The organism is Lacibacter sp. H407 (assembly GCF_037892605.1).
Lineage (GTDB): Bacteria > Bacteroidota > Bacteroidia > Chitinophagales > Chitinophagaceae > Lacibacter.
In genome coordinates this window covers 2,672,592-2,692,438 of the sequence record NZ_JBBKTU010000001.1, presented here as the reverse complement: position 1 = coordinate 2,692,438, position 19,847 = coordinate 2,672,592, and the positions used below count along the sequence as shown (strand labels likewise).

The window sequence follows — 19,847 nt, the reverse complement described above, 5'->3', positions numbered from 1 at the left end:
TGTAGGTACGAAGACTTGAAACGATTGCATATTATCCTACACATACTGTTATTGTTTCGTGTAGTCACATCACCTGAAAGGGACCTTGCGTAATTACACTTCAACGCTGTATCACGAAACGTCCCCTGCGGGAGACGTTTCTGCGAAGGAAGGGTTAGCCATAGAAAAATGATATTAATTACCTCTTTAATGAATGCTATCCAGATGCTTTACTATTTCATCTGTAACTTCTGAAGTAAAAGCTTTACCTCCAAGATCCCGTGTTAATACTTCTCTTGCACTTGTTGTTTTTTCAATTGCCTTCATTAACAGATCAGCTGCATCCTGCTCACCTAAATGTTCCAGCATCATTTGTGCTGTCCAAAAACTTGCAATGGGATTTGCGATGTTTTTTCCGGCTATATCAGGCGCACTGCCATGCACCGGTTCAAACATACTTGGAAATTTCTTTTCCGGGTTGAGATTAGCACCAGGTGCTATACCCAATCCACCAACTACCGAAGGACCAAGATCAGACAAAATATCTCCGAAGAGATTACTGGCTACCACTACATCAAACCAATCAGGATGTTGAACAAATTGTGCACACAGGATGTCAATATGAAATTTGGATCGTTCAATGTGCTGATAATTTTTTCCAATCTCTTCGAATCGTTCATCCCAATAAGTCATCGTGTGAATGATACCATTTGACTTGGTAGCACTTGCAAGTTTTTTCTTTCTCTTTCCAGCTAGCTCAAATGCATATTTCATGATCCTGTCAACACCCATTTTCGTGAAAACAGATTCCTGAATTACTGCCTCATAGGTCGTTCCTTCATGGATCTTCCCTCCAATACTGGAATACTCGCCTTCATTGTTTTCACGAATAATTACAAAGTCAATTTCACCAGGGTTTCTTAATGGAGATTGAATTCCTTTTAATAATCTTACTGGACGAATGTTTACATATTGCTGAAAAGCACGACGAATAGGAATTAATAAACCCCAAAGTGAAATGTGATCGGGAACACCCGGATAACCCACTGCTCCTAAAAAAATAGCATCCGAATCAGATAGTCGGGCAATACCATCATCAGGCATCATGTTACCTGTGCGTTTATACAATTCACAGGAATAATCGTAGTGTATGTAGTCAAGTTCAAAACCACAAAGGGTACTTAATTTATCTAACACACGAAGTGATGCAGGAATTACTTCCTTTCCAATTCCATCTCCGGGAATTACTGCTATTTTATATTTCATACATGTTCTGTATTCCGGATAATTGGACCGGCTGATCGTATTGCGTTGTTGCTTTCACGTTCATACTTCCTGAAATTCTCGATGAATTTCTGCGCCAATTTCCTGGCTTCGGTTTCATATTCATCAATTGAAGTCCATGCTGTACGTGGATTAAGAATTGTTGCATCAACCTCCCCGCAGGTTTTTGGAATACTTAGTTGAAAAATATTTTCTTTTTGAAATTCTGCATTCGCCAACGTTCCACTATGAATAGCATCAATAATGGCTCTTGTATTCTTCAAAGAAATTCGCTCTCCCTTTCCAAATGACCCTTTGATCCATCCGGTATTTATTAACCATACATTCGTTTTGAATTTGTTTATTTTTTCGGCAAGCAATTCAGCATATTTTGCAGGATGCCATACAAGAAACGCTGCCCCAAAGCAGGCAGAAAAGGTGGCTTCCGGTTTGGTAACACCCATTTCGGTTCCGGCCATTTTAGCTGTGTAACCACTAATGAAATGATACATGGCTTGTTCAGGAGTTAACTTTGAAACAGGAGGAAGGATTCCATACGCATCACAAGTAAGAAAAATAATATTGGTAGGATGTCCGCCTTTCGCCGGAATTTTTACATTATTAATAAATTCAAGCGGGTAAGAAGCTCTTGTATTTTCTGTGAACCTGATTGATGTATAATCGGCTTTTGCTGTGACAGGATCAACTTCTATATTTTCGAGTACTGTCCCGAATTTGATGGCGCTAAAAATTTCCGGTTCTTTATCCCGGGTAATATCTATCACCTTCGCATAGCATCCTCCTTCAATATTAAATACTCCATTATCATTCCAGCAGTGTTCATCATCACCAATTAATCGTCTGCCTGCATCTGCAGACAACGTGGTTTTTCCTGTACCACTCAGTCCGAAAAATAATGACAGATCTCCCGTTGTTGATTCGTTAGCCGAACAATGCATACTCAACACTCCCTTTTTGGGCATCAGGTAATTCATGATGGTGAATATTCCTTTCTTCATCTCACCCGCATATTCAGTACCCAGTATGATCACTTCCTTTTCTTCGAAACTGAAATCAATACTTGTTCTTGATGCCATATAAGATGTATGAATATTGGCCGGAAATTCTCCCGCATTGTAAATAACAAAGTCAGGATCGCCGAAATTTTCAAGCTGCTCTGCAGTTGGTCTTATGAGCATATTATGCATGAACAAGGCATGATAAGCCCTTGTGCAAATGATCCGCACCTTCAACCGATTTTCTTCGTCCCATCCTGCATAGCCATCAATAACATAAAGGCGTGTTCGGGTATTAAAATAATCAATGGCCCGTTGTCTGTTAATGAGAAATGTTTTATCATCCATTTTGATATTAACATCTCCCCACCAAATATCTTTTTCAGTATCTACATCTGCTACAATGCGTTTATCTTTTGGACTTCTCCCTGTTTTTGCACCCGATCGTAATGACAAAGCTCCAACATCGGTGATCTCAGCGCTTTCTTCATATTTAATTGCCATGGCATAAAGAACGGCCGGATTTGAATTTCGAAGTATTATACGATCTGATATTCCGTATTTTGAAAGTAGTTCCATTAATTTATAAATTGAATGTTAGTTGAGATCAGTAATTGAATTTTTACTGGAACAACAGGTTTATAACATCCTGCATCATTAGTTGTGAATCATGGCCGGCATTCGACACTACTCTATATTCCCAATTAAATGGGGAACTTAAAGATGTTGCATATGCCAGGCTTCTTTGAAAAAAATAATTCGCCCTGTCAAAGCGGTTCAAACCCTGTGCATCGGATTGTGTATTATGTCTGATCGAAGCGTCGTTATTATTATTATCGAGTTGCCCAACAGTTACAAATACCTTTCTTGAAAAATAGGAGCCGGGAGTTGTAGTTGCCAGCGGAGAATTTGAAATACCGTATGGATAATTTGGATAGGCAATCGTTGGATTGGCAACCGTGTACCAACCGCTGCTGGCTGCAACAGCAGTATCATATCTTGCAGCAGGTTTAAACATTACAAAACGATGTACAAATTGACCTCCGGCAGAAAAACCAAATAGTTTATACGTACTTCTTGTACTGCTTGTAAATTGTTTGATGTAATCAAACAAAGGTTCAATAAAAGAAAACGTCCATTGAGCTTCCGGTTTCAGTGATGAAGGTGTTGGGTTATTACCATCGCTATATACATTACCAATGGCATAGGTTACATCCGGGAAACCTCCTTCGCTAAACTCCGGGGCAAATACCATGAACTTTTTACTATTAGCAAGTGATATGCAACCATCTCTGTAATCCGCAGCATTTCTTTGATCTCCATGTAAAACCAAAAGAATGGGCATTGTTCTTTTATCACCGGTTGGCGGTATATGATAAAAGACCCTGATTGGTTTTTGTGAAAATCCGGCGTAAGTAAATGTAAATGCACCGGTATTTGTATTCGTTGGAGTATTGTTACCGCTGTTATCCGTTGCGCCTTTTTTACACCCACTAACTACCAGTAAAAACGTTAACACACTAAATAACTTCCAACAGTTATTGTAAAATCCTGCTTTCATAATTTATGCGGTTTTTTTGTACACTTTATTTACTACTACTGTTTTTTTCTCAACTACACTGTCATAAACATTCACATCAATTTCCTTCTCCCATTTAGCAACTACTATCGTAGCAACTGCATTGCCAATGAAATTGGTGAGTGCTCTGCCTTCACTCATAAACCGGTCTATACCCAAGATCAAAGCAATTGCAGCTACCGGTATATGACCAACGACAGGTAATGTTGCTGCCAATGTAATAAAACCGCTTCCTGTAACACCTGCTGCACCTTTTGAAGTAAGTAACAACACCAGCAGTAGTGTAATTTGATGACTGATGTCTAATGGTGTATTGGTGGCCTGGGCCAGAAATACAGCAGCCATTGTAAGATATATGGATGTGCCATCGAGATTAAACGAATAACCTGTTGGCACTACCAATCCAACAACCGGTTCTGAACATCCTGCTTTTTCCAGTTTTTTTATTAAGCTGGGCAAGGCTGCTTCTGATGATGATGTACCCAATACGATCAACAATTCTTCTTTCAAATAACTTAACAAACGGAAAATATTATAGCCTGTATATTTTAAAATTGAACCCAGTACTCCAATTACAAAAACAATACAGGTGATATAAAACGCAATCATGAGCTGGCCAAGTGAAGCCAGTGAACCAATACCATACTTAGCAATAGTAAAACTCATGGCACCCAACGCTCCTAATGGCGCCACCTTCATTACAAAATTGATGACGGTGAACAAACCTGTTTCAAAAGACTGGAGAGTTTGCAAAAAAGGCTTGGCTTTGTCACCTATTTTAGACAACGCAAAACCAAGCAGTACAGAAAAAAATAAAACCTGCAGCAGATTACTGTTAGAAATAGCATTAACAATATTATCGGGAATAATATGCAGAAAAAAATCAGCAACACTTCTGCTCTCATTCGCAGTTACATACCCTTCAATTGATTTGGCATCTAAACTTGCAGGGTCGATATTCATTCCTGCTCCGGGCTTAAGAATATTGACAACAAAGAGCCCGATAATTAAAGCAAAGGTTGTAACTACTTCAAAATACAGTATTGCTTTTATTCCTACCCTGCCAACTTTTTTGGTATCCTGCATACCGGCTATGCCTGTTACGATGGTGCAAAAAATAACAGGGGCAATGATCATTTTAATCAACTTAATAAAAGCATCCCCAAATGGTTTTAGCTGTTTGGCAAATGAAGGATAAAAATGACCCAACAAGATACCAATGACTATGGCAATTATAACCTGCACATATAGGTTGCGTAAATATTTCAATTTGTATATTTTTAGTTTGTTAGATTATTTTGTTTCGATAGATGCTTAACTATCTCACTTCTATAATTACTTTCCTATTTACTTGTCATCCTGTTTAAGAAAAAGTCAGTTGATCAAATGATGTTCGATCGTCGTTTCCAGATAACATATCCTCGGGCGTTTCAATACAAGGGATATTCAAAAAAATCGGATACGGATTAACTATCTGGTCTCAACAAGTTGTTACACACATTTATATACTTCGCTGTTTATGATTATTTAAAAAAAGGCAATAAAGCCTTGCATGTATGACAACATCATGTACTTCTTTACAGAAAAAACTCAGTTATTGATTAAAAACTTATTGAAGCGAAGCCAATTCATTGCCATGGGTAACCAATGATCATTTTGCTTTTTATTATGCATTGCAAAACCATGACCTCCTTCCTGGTATAACAACATTTGCGCTTTTACTTTTGCATTGGTGAGTGCCGTATAAAATGCCAAACTGTTTTGAACAATAACGCCTCCATCATCTTGCGCATGAATGAGCAGGCATGGGTTTATTCCTGGACGCACATGTAATTCACTGGAAAATATTTTCTTCTGACTTTCTGAAGGATGATCGCCAATCAACATTTTTCTGGTTACTGTTCTTGTACTCGTCAGCTCATCCATAAAACTTATGACAGGATAAACTAATACACTAAAAGCTGGAGTGAAGTGAGTAGTATGCACTGTTTTAAATGCTGCTAAATGTCCGCCGGCAGAAAATCCAATAACCCCCATTTTCGTTACATCTATTTTCCAGTTATTGGCACTATCCTTAATGATTTCGATCGCTCTGTCAAAATCATTAAATGGTACTTTTGAAAAGTCCTGATAATACCCTTCTATTTGTGTACGATACTTTAATACAATCGCTACAATACCAACTTTATTTAATTCTCTGGCTAATTGATAGCCGGCATCAAAAATTGAGAGGTAACGATAGCCACCGCCCGGACAAATAATTACCGAGGTTTTACTGGAATCTAATTTCTCTGGTATAAATACAGCAATCGAAGGAATAGTTACGCTATCTAATCTGCCACGTTCGGTTTTAACATGCACTTCTCTGTTAGTATCATCAAGATTACCCGGAGGTCTTCCTTTATATAATTTTACTTCTCTTTGTGCATAGGAAGCGAATCCAACTAATGTAGAAGCAAGTATGAGCAATATTTTTTGCATAGCTGAATTATAATTTATCTGTTAACAGGTGTTACATCAAACAAAACGGGTATGGGATTAGGAGTTGATGTATTCCTGTCAATCTCAACCTGCGGATAGATGAAACGCTGCGGGAACTGTGTTCCAAAATTTAAAGGAACAGCTACACGAATATCATTTTCAGTAAATACTCTTCTGAAGTCATTAAATCCTTCTATCTGCCCGATGAATGTTACATAACGTTCTTCCATGATCTCACGCAGCAATGCTCTATCCTGTGGTAAAGGTGAAGTGCCGCCATTTTCTATTCCAGCTGCAGCAAAGTCTAATGCAACATAGGGGTCGTATCTCCAGTTACCTGTAGTTAAATATGCAGTGCTTATATAAGCACCTGTATTCATATAAGCCCGGTATGTATTCAGTCTTGCTAAACCGGCAGTAAAGCCATTTACTCTTGTATCAGCTTCTGCAAGTATCAAAAGGTTTTCAGCATATGTAGCCATGGGAAAGGATGTGCTGTGATTAAAAAATCCGGTTCCCGTTGCGCTGAAATTCACATTGGTGGCGCTATTGTAGAAATAATTGTAGCGGGCCCGTTCATTCGTTTTTGTGTTCCCTCTATATCGGTTTCCTGATGGATTAACAAGGTTTACAGCATACATGCCTGTTGCATCAATCCAATTAGGTCTGTCTAATGCTAAAAATTGATAATAAAGATTGTTAGCACCTCTGTTTGTATTGTTATGAGGCGCTAGAAAGTTATTTGCCTGTGAACTGATACCACTCTGTGCTGAAGTCAATGCCTTTGCGTAATCCTTTACGTGCAGATAGTAACGGGCTTTAAGTGTGTTGGCTGTTTGAATCCAGCGTGTCATATTCCCTGCAAAGTGAATGTCTTGAGCAGCAAAGCTTACAAATGCTGATGAATTGAGATTTACAATAGCACTGTCAAGTAAGGTTTGTAAGGCAGCATAAACAGAAGCTTGACTGTCAAATTTTGGATTTGGAAAATTTTCATCGGCAGCCTCACTATAAGGAATATCTCCCCATAATGCTGCAGTCGTTCCCATTAAATTGGCTTCGATCACTTGTGCTACTCCGAGCATACGGCGGTTGTTTACTGCAGTCGCTTTTTGTTTCAATATTTTGATGTTCTTGTAAACGCCGGAATAGATTCGTTGCCATGCTCCATCAAAGTTGCGGGTAATCACAGCGTATTGATGATAGCTATCATATTGTTGGGTATAGCCCCTGAAATAACCCGACCACATACCTGCAAAACGGGCCAGGTCTCCTTCCTGGATGTTTATATTACCAACCATGATACTGGTAAGCATTGTAGCTGCATCTGCATCAGTTGGATTATTCGGTTCCTGATTGATCCCATCAACCATTTTCTTACATGAGCTTAGTAACAAGATGATGAACCCTATGCTTATGAAATATTTTTTCATACTAATTAATTTGGATTTGTTAGAAGTTGAGTTTGATTGTACCGAGGAATGAACGGGTAGGAGGATTTACAAAATAGACAACTCCCCTTCCCGAAGTGGTACCTGAATTGTTTGCATCAGGATCATACCCGTTTACCTTACTGATCAATAAAAGATTTCTGCCACTCAATTCAAATCCGATGGAATTGATGCCTATCTTTTTGTTTAACCATTTGTTTTTAAGATTTACACCAAGATTTACTTCTCTTAATCTTGTCCAGGTTGCATCTTCAACGAATTGCTCACCAATATTTCCAAAAAAGCCACCAGGACCAGTGTACCAGCTTTGATCAAGCGCAACATTACCGCCGCCAAAATTGTGGATGTTGCCTCTGAATGCTGTGCCGGCTGCTATTGTGGTTCCCCTGTATGTTTGCAAAGCAACATCACTTGTTCTTTCAAAACCGGTGGCAGCAGATGTGCCGTAATCAAGTAACACCGCTTCAGTTCCATTCACTACATCTCCACCTTGTGAGTGTTCAAAGAGTGCATTCAGATAAACGATCTTATACTTCAGGTTAAAACCAAAAGCAGCTCTCCAATCAGGATTGGGATCACCGATAACTCCTGCAACAGGATCCAGTACAGGAAATCCATTTGCATCAAGAATAAATTTACCGCCACTATCACGTTGAAATTTATTGGAGAATAAAGCACCCAAAGCATATCCTTCAACTGCTCTTGAAGAAATACCGTTACTACCTCCTAAATCGATAGAGCCGGTGTTAGCAAGGTAAGTAACAAGATTACGGTTACGGGTCCAGTTCATATTTACATCCAATGACCAGTTGTTCTTCTGAAATACATTATAGCCAAGGTCAAGCTCTATTCCTTTGTTTTCAATGGTTCCTGCATTAGCATAGATCGTATTAAAACCAGTAGCCGGCGATTGTGTAACGGATATCAACGCATCCTTGGTTTCGTTTTGGTACACGGTGAAACCTAATGAAACCTTATTATTAAAGAAACGTAAATCAGTACCAAACTCTATTTCCTGTTTTCTTTCCGGTTTCAAATAAGGATTGCCTTTATCATCATTTTGTAAATAAGAACCGGTTCCATACAATGCAGGATCAAGAGCACCACCAAGTCCATCTGTCCAGGATCTTGCAGTAAAATTTGTCATTGTATTATAGGATCCCGGCTGAACACCTACTATACCAAATGAAGCTCGCAGTTTACCGAATGACAACCATTTGAGAGATTCAAGGCCTTTGATTTTTGTAAATTGCCAGGCGATATCTGAAGAAGGATAAAAAAATGTTTTTGCTGCAAGCTCACCAAATGTTGAAGCTGTTTCAATTCTGCCTGTTGCGTTTACAAACAATTGATCATCCCATGCAAATCCAATACTGCTATATCCCGCATTGGTAATACGTTTCAGGTATCTGTCAGTAGTTGAAATATTTGTTGGTGTAGCATTATTAAGATCCTGTGGGCCGTCCCGCAGAATAAAATCCTGTGATTGACCTCCAAGAGTGGTTGTTTTTAAATGATTATAATTAAACCCTATCAGGACGTTACCCGAAAATTTATTGGTGAAATCATGTTCTGCTCTTCCAATAACATCAAGGTTGAATTGTGTTTCTGAATATTCTTCACGGTTGTATTGCCCGGCATTCCAGTTTGCTGTGAAATAGGGAAAATAATTTCTCTGCTGATCGGTGAAATAATCTACCCCTGCTCTTGTAGTAAGTGTAAACCATTTAACAGGTTTGATATTTATTTCAGCAGAATTGATAAACCTGTTTACAAGCGTGCTGTTTTGTAATTGATGTATTACCCACAATGGATTATTAAAACCGGGGTTAGTTGATGAACCCAATCCATTTCTGTATGAACGATGACGGTTTGGAATAAATGCACCACCGGGAGCTGAATAGTATTGTCCAATATAATCGGAGTTATCAAAATCAGGCGGTGTGCGCAGTAAACCAATGAGTAACCCTGCATTATTGATACCGCCCTGTAAACGGTTTGAATTCGTTAATGTATAAGAAGTTTTATTTGAAAAGTTCAACCATTTATTGAATTCACGACCGGCATTTATCCGGAAGGTTGTTCTTCTGTAATCACTGCCTGCACGTGCCACACCTTTTTGGTTGAGATCGCTAAGGCTTACAAAATAATTAGATTTATTATCGCCACCGCTGATGCTGATAGAATTATCTAAGAAATGTCCTGTTCTGAAAACATCATTATAATTCTTGTCAACAAAAGTTTCTTTAGAATTTTTAGTAGTGATAGGATAAATAGTTCTGCCGGTGTTCCCAACAAAATAAGCTCCTGCTGTGTTCAGGATATCATCACCTCCTGCTCTGTTAGCTATTTTATCACCCCATGTACGAATGGCATTCGCTGCCCAAACACCATTATTCCCCTGACCATACGTTGTCTGCAGATCATAAAAAGCACTCACTTGATCGAATGAAACAGTTGAACGAAAGTTGATCGTGGGCTTATTTCCACCGCTTCCTTTTTTAGTAGTAATTACGATCACACCATTGGCTGCACGGGTACCCCAAAGTGCAGCGGCTGATGCTCCCTTTAGCACCTGTATATTGGCAACGTCATCCATGCTTATGTCGTTAAGCCTGCTTTGTTGCTGAATCTGTCCACCGGCTGTTTCGCCTCTTGCATCTCCACTAATGGGAACTCCATCAACAACAATTAATGGGTCGGTACTTCTGGTGATTGTACTTTGACCACGAATCAAAATTTGTGAACCGCTTCCAGGATCACCATTGGAACGTGAAATCCTTACACCTGAAGATTTACCGGCCAAAGCCTGAATAATTCCGGATTCACCTGAATTGTTTACTGCTTCACCGCTGATCCTGTTGGTAGCATAACCCAGTTTATCCTTTTTCGTTTCAAAGCCAAGTGCTGTAACAACCACATTATTGAGCGTTGTAGCGGAAGGCTCCAGTTTAATGGTAATACTGCTTTCAATACCCGCTGTATATTCTTGCGTTTCGTAACCTACGAAGCTTATTACAAGGATATTTTTCCCCTGTGGAATCGTAATGCTAAAGTTTCCTTTGGCATCGGTGGAACTAACTACTTTTGAATCCTTCACGGAAACTGTTGCTCCTTTCATCGGGTTGTTGTTCTCATCGAAAACGGAGCCTGTTATTTTTATTTCCTGACTAAAAGATTGGGATGAAAACCCCGTCAGAGCAAATAACAGCAAAAGCGTTCTTAACTGTAAGAATCTGAATTTTGGCATAGCAATTCGTTTTGGTAGTCTAAAATTTAAATACAGAGTTGGCATGTGAAAATTAAACCATCAAGCCATGGAACATGAATTATCTGTCTCGGGAAAAAATTCTATTTTTAATTCAGGGTTTCTGGAAAGCGGAAAATAATTTCTGGAATCTTTTAACAGGTTAGCCCTCAGAAAATTATGAAAATTGTAAGCGGCAAATCCGAAATCGTTTACCTGCTTTCCAAAGTCATAGAAAAGTTTGAAAAGGAATCAGGCGAAGTAATCAGTAAGAACTCAAACCGGAAAAACTATGAGCCGATTGCAAGGGTTTTAAGTGAAATCAGCAATCAACTTCCTTATACAAGTGAAACCTTAATTCATGATCGTTATGAAATTGATTTAAACCCAAGGAAACTTGAACACCCTTTTCGCAAATACGACATTACAGGTAATCAGGTAAAAGATGCGTTCTTTAACCAGATTGTTTCCAAGCCACGTCCTTTTTTAATTGATGCCTGTTATATTTATTTATATGGAAAAGGCAGAAAAGGTTTTGAAGCTGATCCGGTAGATGAAAATCTTATCTGGCAGGAAAAGACTGACAGCCCAGTTACTGAAGTAAATGAATCGTCAGAAATCCTCAGTCCCAAAAAAAACATACCCGGTAAAACCTTCTTGCTACTTATTATTATTTTGCTGACCGCTGCATTGATTTACTCAACTTTTCAATGGAGAACATCCCGGAATCAGGTAGTAACAATCAGTCATGATTTAAAAATTTTGCCGTATAAAGTGACCCAAGCTGAAATTGACAGCCTAGAAGGAATCTGGCTTTGCTATACGGGCTCGCCACAAGCAAGATCAACTGACCCTAACCGATACCATTTGGTAGTGCCGAACATCATGGACATAAAATACAAAGACGGCTATTTTTTATTTACCCGCTATGGCGCCAGTTTTGTTCATGATGGTTACATACAATTTGAATCGCCTTGGCTTGTATCAATTCATTCTTACATCAGAAACAAAGAAGGAAAAATTGAATCACCCCGTCATTCATTGATGAAACTGAATGATTCAGGTCAATATAAAAATGTGATATCAGCATCGTGGAGTTTTGACGTGGCTGAAAAAAATAATATTATTGGGATCAGGGAAGTGTATGTCAAACAAGGCCGGGGTGGCAAGGTTGAAGAAGTGTTGAACACCTTAGAAAATGCAAGCTGCAAATGCAAAATTGTGAATTGGCACAAAAGTGATAATGATACACGGATATTCCAATTAAAAAACCAGTTGCTTGATGAAATGACGGATCAAAAACTTAAACGTCTTCTTGATGAAAAAAGCATTCTCCTGAGAACACCGGATGATAAGTTAATATTAAGTGATACAAGCAATCATAAATAACTCAGACATTACAAGTCGCTTTACAGTAAATTATAGGAAAAAAATTACAAAGCCCAGCAACAGAAACAACTGATTTTCTTTGATATCGATAACGATCAACAATCGAAACAAAAATCATTCAATGAGAAAGCTTATATAACATTCCTTAATCCGAAAATCAGATAGGATTTGTAAGCTCTGGCCAATTATTTTCATGTACCTGTTGTGATAATGCGAATGAAGAAAATCAGAATTATCCTTTACTATTCAAACTCGCAATAATCGCTTTAAAACGTTCCAACCCGGCTTCTAAATTTTCAACGATCTGTTCTACTAATGTATCAGGATGGGGAAGATTATCGAAAGCAGCCGATAATTCATTGTTAGGACTATTCGATCAAAGTGAACTTTATTAATCTTCTCTCCAATAATCGGATCAATACTACAATCTTTCTTGTACAAATCAGATTTCAAATAATGGCACCTTGGATTTACATAGGATAACTCCCCTGGTCGGCTAAACGTCACTTCAAGTGAACGGAAAAATTTCCGAAATAATCCGGATTATATTACAATAGAATGTAACTATTAATAAGACGCTATTATATTCATAGAATTCACATAGCTGTTTTCCGGAATATTCCGAAAAAAAGAGAAACGTGTAAAACGAATACTATCCTATTCCGTAACTTTTCAAATAATTTCGGACTATTCCGGAATATTATTTTTGCAGAACGTTTCTTCTTTCGCAGGCGAGCCTCCCTCCTTCACTTCCCTTCATCCGCATTTCCTATTTTTATCAAAAAAACATGAAGCCTGTCAATCATCTGTACATTCTGTCGAAAGGAAGAGTAGCTGCTGTCAATAAAAAAGATGGGGCCATCAGTTGGGAAATTAAACTGAAAGAATACCTTGCTAACAGCAATGGCTATAACTACGGACAAATTTCTGCTGAAGGCGATAAACTCTTTATAGCCTCCTCTGGTATCTTGTTTTGCTTACGTGCAAAAGATGGCTCACTGGTATGGGTAAACGAACTGAAAGGATGGGGTTACAACTTTATTAGTATGGCAGGCGTTGCAAACGAACCGGTTGCTGCTGCGGCAGCTGCAACACAGGCCGCTGTAACCGCTGCTATAATCACAAGCGGAACGTAATGACTGTCGGCTTCTTTATTTCGTAGCCACGTCTACTGAAAGGGACGTGGCGTAACAACACTTAAACGCTGTATGACGAAAGGTCCCCTGCGGTAGACGTTTTTTTTCGGTGAGTCGGTTCCACATGACTCACCGTAAAAAAATGGCATAAAAAAACTCCACTTTTTAAGTGAAGTTTTTTATGATCTGTTTCAGTTTAGAATTTTGCTCCAACACTGATAAAGAATGTCCTTCCATCTGCCGGCAATGCTCCCGGTCCCGGATAACCACCCGCCCTGCGAGTGAAATATTTTTCATTCGTAAGATTATTAATACCTGCTTTGATGTTTAGATTTTTATTGAAGCGATACGACGCCGTTAAATCAGTAACAGTATATGCAGGAATAATTCCGTTTTGCGCATTTGCTGTTGCTGTAACTGTATTGTTTGCATCTGCAAATGCTTCACTTACATAGCTTACTTGTGTGGTGAAGGAAAATCCTTTGAACGAATAAGTTAAACCACTTCGTACAATATGCTCCGGTGCGTTTTCCACTTTCTTATTCTGCAGATTGCTTTCAACCAACTGGTTGCTGCTGTTTTTTGTGATCACTTTAAAATTTCCATAACGGGCATCTGTGAAACCATAAGAAACAAACAGGTTAATATCGCCCCATGTTGATTTCTCTGTAATTGCTTTTACCGGGCTGAATTCCAGCAGAGCCTCAATTCCTTTGCTTGTGCTGTTACCAACATTGGTGCGATAGTTATAAAAACTACCATCGGTACGTTGCTGAACAATAGTGCCGATTCGGTTATTGTATTGCAGGTAAAATGCACTTACGTCAAAAAATAGATAGGAACCAAAACGTCCACGATAGCCTAAATCAGCATTATAACCCTTCGCATCTTTTATATCCTGGTCTACTTCATCGGTTGTGGGCGGTGCTGTTAAATCAGCAAACTGTACAGGGCGGTAAGCTTGTGTAATATTTGCATAGAGTTCGCTCATTGATGTAACATGATATTCTGCCCCTACACCAGCCAGTACAAATCCACGGCTGCGCTTTTGATTCTGTAACAACACTTCGTTACCGGCACTGAAACCATTACGTCCACTTGCTTGTCCGGTAATATATTCATACCGTAACCCGGGAATAACGATCAGTTTTTCAGAAATTCTGAAAATGTTTTCTGCATGTAATGCTGCATTTACCGTGTTGAAATCAATATCTCTTGTCCAGATACCGTCGCTCACCCTCATATCATAATCTGATCCTGTACTTCCTTTTCCATCAGCTGCATAACGGAGTGTTGTGCCTTTGTATAAACGCCCGCCCAATGAAAATGAGTTGTTCATTTTACCAAGCTTGTAGGCGCCGAGGTAGCGTACTTCCAAACCGTAATTCCTGTAATCATCTTCATTCAGATTACGTGTGTTGTATTGATTGGTGGTTTTGTTGATGGTATCGTTTACAATTATTCCTGCAGATGGCATAAAGCCCACACTGTTCCTGTCGCCATGTACAGCAAATAACTTTACATTCAAACGTGATGTTTCGCTGAATTTATAATTGCTGATGAGTGCGGCAGTTGTCCAGGTTACGTCAAACCAGTTACGGCTTCTGAAACTTTGTTTCATGTCTTGTTTCAATTGCGCATCGGTTAAACCTCCGGGTTGCTGGCTACGCATGTTACTCCTCATCAACTCAGCAGTAACCGAAAACTTATCGTTAAAACGATAGGTAAATGTTCCAAAACCGGAGTTGTTATAGTAACGGCTGTTCTGCCTGTATCCATCTGCATTTCGGTGATCAAAAAAACCATAGTAGTGATACTTCTTTGTTTCACCACCTACAGCATTATAACTATTAAACAAGCCGTTGCTGCCAATAGTTTGTTGTGTTTCAAATTCAAACGGCTTATTGATCTCATTCCCATTTCGTAAAATGTAATTAACCATGCCGCCGAACTGCGGACCGTATTGCAGCGATCCATGTCCTCTTATAATTTCAATCCGTTGCACTGCCTGTAGTTGCGGATTGTAGTATGCTTCCGGATAACCGTAAGGATCTGCAGCAATATCATAACCGTTTTGTCTTGTGTTAAACTCCCAGCTTCGGTTAGGGCTCAATCCTCTTGCCGCAATACCGATCTGAATGCCGCTTCCATCACTTTCCCAAATTTGTATACCGGGAATTTTAGCTACTACCTGCCGCATGGTGTTGGTAACTACATTTCCCTGCACATTATCAACTACAATTAATGAGTTCTTCTTACCCGCATTGATATTTACACCAACAATTTCAGGCAGGAAATGCACATCTGCCCGGCTGTTACGGCCTACCACTGTTATATCTGCCAGGTATTTTGTATGGAGACGACTGCTGTCTGTTTTTACTGAGTCCTGTTGAGCACTTGTTTCTATCGCTGTTATTGCCAGCCAAAAAATTAATAGAATCCTGTTCATAAGCATTTTTTTCAGGTGCAAATGTCAATCATAAACACTCAATTCATTTACACAATGAGGAAAACTGTTTACGCAATACGGAATGAAGCAGGCATCATCAATCAGCCTTAAAACGTAAAACCAGGAACCTGGAACACACATCTAACTTATCGGTTTGTCCTGTGTCGCCCGGAGTCTCAGGTAGCGGACCCCAGGATTTATATATCCTAGCTCCATGGGTCGGTTACACCAGACCTCGGGCCGACGGATTACAATAGAGTGTAACTGTTACGACAGCGTCGCTACATGCATAGAATTGGCATAGCAGTTTTCCGGAATATTCCGAAAAAAAGAGAAACAAATAAATTTGATAATTGCTCATTCCGAAACAATTCTTACTATTTCAGAATATTCCGGAACGAGCCACATACACCATTCCATTGTACCTGTCTTTACAAAAAGGAATTGACTGCTTAAATTTTCATAAGTAAGAAACGTCTGAAGAAATGGATTCATTTTCTTAGATTCTGTAGGGTTTAACGAATCAACATTACAAACCCCTTCGCTACTTGCGGTTTATCGCCTTCTAACTGATAGGTACATTTCCATGTAAACAATCCGGGATCTTGCGGATAACCTGCGAATATTCCGTTCCATCCCTTTCCTAATTCGTTTGTTGTAAAAACCAATTTCCCCCAACGGTTAAAGATGCTGAATTGGTATTGAACAATAGTACCACCAATGATGGGGTAGATCACATCATTCAGATTGTCGTTGTTTGGCGTAAACGCATTGGGAACATAAATCCCAGCCAGGCAATCTTTCGGAGCAACAAGAACACTATCACTTCCAACACAACCGTTCTGATCGGTTACAGTAAGCCAATATAATCCCGGCTTGGTGATAGTAACATTGCTGTTTGTGGAATTATTATCCCACAAATAAGAACGAAAACCCTGCTCCGGTTTCAAGGTTAATTTGTCATAGGTACAAATGGAGGTGTCGGCAGGTAAAAAACCAGCAGGAAGAGGGAGCAATGCAGTAATGCTTGTTGTATCAGATCCTACGCAACCATTATTGTCAGCTACGGTAACAGAATAAGTTCCTGTTTGATTCACAGTTAAGGTTCTTGCAGAACTGCCATCATTCCACAAATACGCAGCAAAGCTACCTGCATCCAACAGCTTGCTGCTGCCTGCACAAATAGCGTTATCCGTATCAAGACGAACAACCGGGTTGTTAAATACATTCACGATGCGCAGCGTATCAAATGATTTACAACCTTCTGCTGTTATTGCTTCAACGGAATAAACACCCGCTGAATATCCTGTTACTTGTTGCGCATTACTTCCATTATTCCAATTGTATTGTACAAATCCGCTGCCCGCATTCAACAACAAACTATCGCCCGCACAAAAACTTGTATCAGATCCAAGACTGATCACTGGCGAACGAAACACGTTTACCCGAACTGTATCAAAGGCAAAACAACCCGGCGTTAACTCGGCTCTCAGCACGTAAGACGTATCAACTGCGGGATTCACAATAATAGTTTGTGTATTCGTAGAACTCACTTGATAATTGGGCAGCCAACTGTAATTAATAAATCCTGATGGTCCGTTCAGTTGAATAGTGTCATTGTTGCACTTGGTTCGATCTGCACCGATACTCATAGGAATAGGTGGATGATCGTTGACAATAACCGTATCTGAATAAGATGTACCGCATCCATTAATAGCAGTTACATAATATGTTCCCGGAGTAACAACTGTAAAAATGGAATCAGTTGTTCCATCCTGCCATTGATATGAAGCAAACCCGGCGCCGGCATTCAATACAACTTCATTTCCCGGACAAATCACTGTATCGGCTCCAATATCCAGCTTATAAACTGCAGGAAGCACTTCGACAAAAACAGAATCCTTTCTTAACTCACAGCCCATCAAACTTGCACGAATAAATCCTTTACCCGGTTTATTAAAATGAAAGCTGTAAGTACTGTCATTGAGTTTAGTTACACTGCTCACAAAACTGCTGTCATATTCCAAAGGAACAAGACTACCGCATGCTTTATTCTTGCCAATAGTAATCGTAACATTGTTGCCCGGGCATATGGTAGTAGCAGTTGAACGAAGAACCAACGTATCGCAATTAGAAACCACCACACAGGCAGGATCGGGATGAAGCGAAAAGTCCCATTGCTCGAATTTCTTAACCCGACTTTCCCTGAAGACATTCGGAAGCACTGAATTAATTCGCCTGTTCACCGGCTCGAAATTAAAATAATAAACAGAGGTGGATGAATCCTTTAACCCAATACATAAAGAGGCTGTATCTGAAGTATGAATACGGTAGTAGTCAATTCGTGAACCCTGGTCTCCGGTTTTTGTACTGTCTCCCATCAATTTTATATTCAAAAAACCACCATCAGCAAGTTGCAGACTTGCCGGCTCATAGGGTATCCCTTCATTAGCATGCAGTCGCTTGCGCTGATGATAGATCTGGTCATCCCTGAACAGGCAAATAATCGTTTCAGCGTTATAACTGCTCACATAATCCAGCATTGTAAAAAGGCCACTCCCATCAGGGAACAAACTGATCTTTGTATTATAGCCATTGGCCTCCAGCCGGTTTTTAAACCCCCAGGCCTTCACAAAATTGAGGTTCTCATCCAGGTCTATTACACCCGCATGAAAAAGATCGATTGTTCCGGTAAAAGCCGGAAATTGAAAATACCGGGTTGTAGGACCACATAAACGATAATGCCCGTTGTTCAACTTCACCACTTGGGTACCTCTATATAAACGGGCCAGCGATGCGTCACCTGTTTGGCTGACCGATTTGGTAAATAAGGTATCACCATTCGTTTTATTGAGTGCTGTCACTTGAATATAGCTCTGGTTATAATAACCATTCACAAGATCAAACAACAACACGTGATCGCTGTTAATAACAATGCCAAAAGGTTGTTCACTATCGTACCCGTCATAACCATTACTCCAGGAAATACTTCCATCCAAAGAGGAAACTTTTGTTACACAACTGATACCTCCCCAAAGACCGCCTGTAAAATAAATAGCACCGGTTGCCGGGTCTTCTTCAAGATCGGTTAGCGGAAAAGAATCTCCGCTGCCATTAAAACCCTGCCATAACCTCGCTTCATAAGTTTTCAGCCAAATAAGGTTGCCGTTATTATCCAGTTTGGTCAACACAAAATCGTCGTTACCGGAAATTTTGTTTTTTGTTCTCCCGGCAAGTAAGATAGAGCCATTGGCTAATTCAATTACTCTGGTATAATAGGTGTAATCGGTTCCGCCAACTTCTATACTGTCGTATAGCTTTGCCCATAGCACGTTACCTTCGATATCCGTTTTTATACAATAGCCACCGCTCTCTATCAGGTAGGGTGTGTATTCCCCAAATTCGCCGGTTACGAGCACGTTGCCATCTTTTGTTTTGCAGGCGTCATTTGTATAAAGTACCAGCGAATCTTGTTTCAAAAAATTTCTTCCGGAGATGGTATAGCAAATGGCATTGGTTCTGAAAGAAGTCGCTTGTTGTTGGTTATTCAACAGATAGTTTGGAACGAGTTGCTGCCCGATGGCCTGCTTTGGATTATTTTCTTTGCGAATTAGCTTTGCACCTGTAAGGGGTGCTGAAACATGATTCCTTCTGCCGGCATTTGCTGTTTCATTGGTGGATTGGATTGAATCGATCGCCCTGGCATTTTCCGTAAACGCCCTTGGCCGTATTGAGTTGGGAGTTGGTTTACTGCCAGCTTGCTGTGCATCAACAGATGCATGTAACCATATACAGGTAAATAACAAGAGTAGGATTTTGGAAGTGGGCATATATTTTAGTTTCCTTGCTTCGCAGCA

At 39.7% G+C, this 19,847-nt stretch carries 11 protein-coding genes; 2 read left to right on the top strand and 9 right to left on the bottom strand.

All coding sequences use genetic code 11. The annotated features are described in order from the left end of the window. Nucleotides 1-186: 186 nt before the first annotated feature. From WG989_RS11750 to WG989_RS11720, 7 genes are all read right to left on the bottom strand, one after another. Nucleotides 187-1,245, bottom strand: coding sequence for a tartrate dehydrogenase (locus tag WG989_RS11750; RefSeq protein ID WP_340429610.1), 1,059 nt, complete (start codon nt 1,243-1,245; stop codon nt 187-189). Beyond that, entirely contained in the window at nt 1,242-2,837 is a 1,596-nt protein-coding gene (gene pckA, locus WG989_RS11745) for a phosphoenolpyruvate carboxykinase (ATP) (protein ID WP_340429609.1), read from the bottom strand. The genes WG989_RS11750 and pckA overlap by 4 nt, the downstream gene beginning before the upstream one ends. 43 nt (nt 2,838-2,880) lie before the next feature. Beyond that, a complete protein-coding gene (locus WG989_RS11740; protein ID WP_340429607.1) occupies nt 2,881-3,819 on the bottom strand; it encodes a hypothetical protein in 939 nt (312 codons plus the stop codon). Nucleotides 3,820-3,822: 3 nt separating this feature from the next. Then, on the bottom strand, nt 3,823-5,106 hold the full coding sequence (locus WG989_RS11735) for a dicarboxylate/amino acid:cation symporter (RefSeq protein ID WP_340429606.1): 1,284 nt from the start codon (nt 5,104-5,106) through the stop codon (nt 3,823-3,825). 321 nt (nt 5,107-5,427) lie between these two features. Further along, a complete protein-coding gene (locus WG989_RS11730; RefSeq protein WP_340429605.1) occupies nt 5,428-6,318 on the bottom strand; it encodes an alpha/beta hydrolase in 891 nt (296 codons plus the stop codon). A gap of 14 nt (nt 6,319-6,332) precedes the next feature. Further along, entirely contained in the window at nt 6,333-7,751 is a 1,419-nt protein-coding gene (locus tag WG989_RS11725) for a SusD/RagB family nutrient-binding outer membrane lipoprotein (protein ID WP_340429604.1), read from the bottom strand. Nucleotides 7,752-7,770: 19 nt separating this feature from the next. Then, nucleotides 7,771-11,019, bottom strand: coding sequence for a SusC/RagA family TonB-linked outer membrane protein (locus WG989_RS11720; RefSeq protein WP_340429603.1), 3,249 nt, complete (start codon nt 11,017-11,019; stop codon nt 7,771-7,773). Nucleotides 11,020-11,196: 177 nt separating this feature from the next. On the opposite strand from WG989_RS11720, the gene WG989_RS11715 reads away from it, so the two are divergent. Further along, on the top strand, nt 11,197-12,405 hold the full coding sequence (locus WG989_RS11715; RefSeq protein ID WP_340429602.1) for a hypothetical protein: 1,209 nt from the start codon (nt 11,197-11,199) through the stop codon (nt 12,403-12,405). Nucleotides 12,406-13,193: 788 nt separating this feature from the next. After that, nucleotides 13,194-13,541, top strand: a complete 348-nt coding sequence (locus tag WG989_RS11710) for an outer membrane protein assembly factor BamB family protein (RefSeq protein ID WP_340429600.1) — start codon at nt 13,194-13,196, stop codon at nt 13,539-13,541. 196 nt (nt 13,542-13,737) lie between these two features. Here WG989_RS11710 and WG989_RS11705 read toward each other — a convergent pair whose 3' ends face one another. Both WG989_RS11705 and WG989_RS11700 read right to left on the bottom strand, forming a co-directional pair. After that, nucleotides 13,738-15,990, bottom strand: a complete 2,253-nt coding sequence (locus WG989_RS11705; RefSeq protein ID WP_340429598.1) for a TonB-dependent receptor family protein — start codon at nt 15,988-15,990, stop codon at nt 13,738-13,740. Nucleotides 15,991-16,505: 515 nt separating this feature from the next. After that, nucleotides 16,506-19,820: a T9SS type B sorting domain-containing protein gene (locus WG989_RS11700; RefSeq protein ID WP_340429597.1), complete on the bottom strand. Its 3,315-nt coding sequence runs from the start codon at nt 19,818-19,820 to the stop codon at nt 16,506-16,508. Nucleotides 19,821-19,847 lie beyond the last annotated feature (27 nt).

Coding starts and splice junctions, on each gene's coding strand:
- WG989_RS11750 (WP_340429610.1), bottom strand. CDS start 1,245: ATGAAATATAAAATAGCAGTAATTCCCGGAGATGGAATTGGAAAGGAA.
- pckA (WP_340429609.1), bottom strand. CDS start 2,837: ATGGAACTACTTTCAAAATACGGAATATCAGATCGTATAATACTTCGA.
- WG989_RS11740 (WP_340429607.1), bottom strand. CDS start 3,819: ATGAAAGCAGGATTTTACAATAACTGTTGGAAGTTATTTAGTGTGTTA.
- WG989_RS11730 (WP_340429605.1), bottom strand. CDS start 6,318: ATGCAAAAAATATTGCTCATACTTGCTTCTACATTAGTTGGATTCGCT.
- WG989_RS11725 (WP_340429604.1), bottom strand. CDS start 7,751: ATGAAAAAATATTTCATAAGCATAGGGTTCATCATCTTGTTACTAAGC.
- WG989_RS11720 (WP_340429603.1), bottom strand. CDS start 11,019: ATGCCAAAATTCAGATTCTTACAGTTAAGAACGCTTTTGCTGTTATTT.
- WG989_RS11715 (WP_340429602.1), top strand. CDS start 11,197: ATGAAAATTGTAAGCGGCAAATCCGAAATCGTTTACCTGCTTTCCAAA.
- WG989_RS11710 (WP_340429600.1), top strand. CDS start 13,194: ATGAAGCCTGTCAATCATCTGTACATTCTGTCGAAAGGAAGAGTAGCT.
- WG989_RS11705 (WP_340429598.1), bottom strand. CDS start 15,990: ATGAACAGGATTCTATTAATTTTTTGGCTGGCAATAACAGCGATAGAA.
- WG989_RS11700 (WP_340429597.1), bottom strand. CDS start 19,820: ATGCCCACTTCCAAAATCCTACTCTTGTTATTTACCTGTATATGGTTA.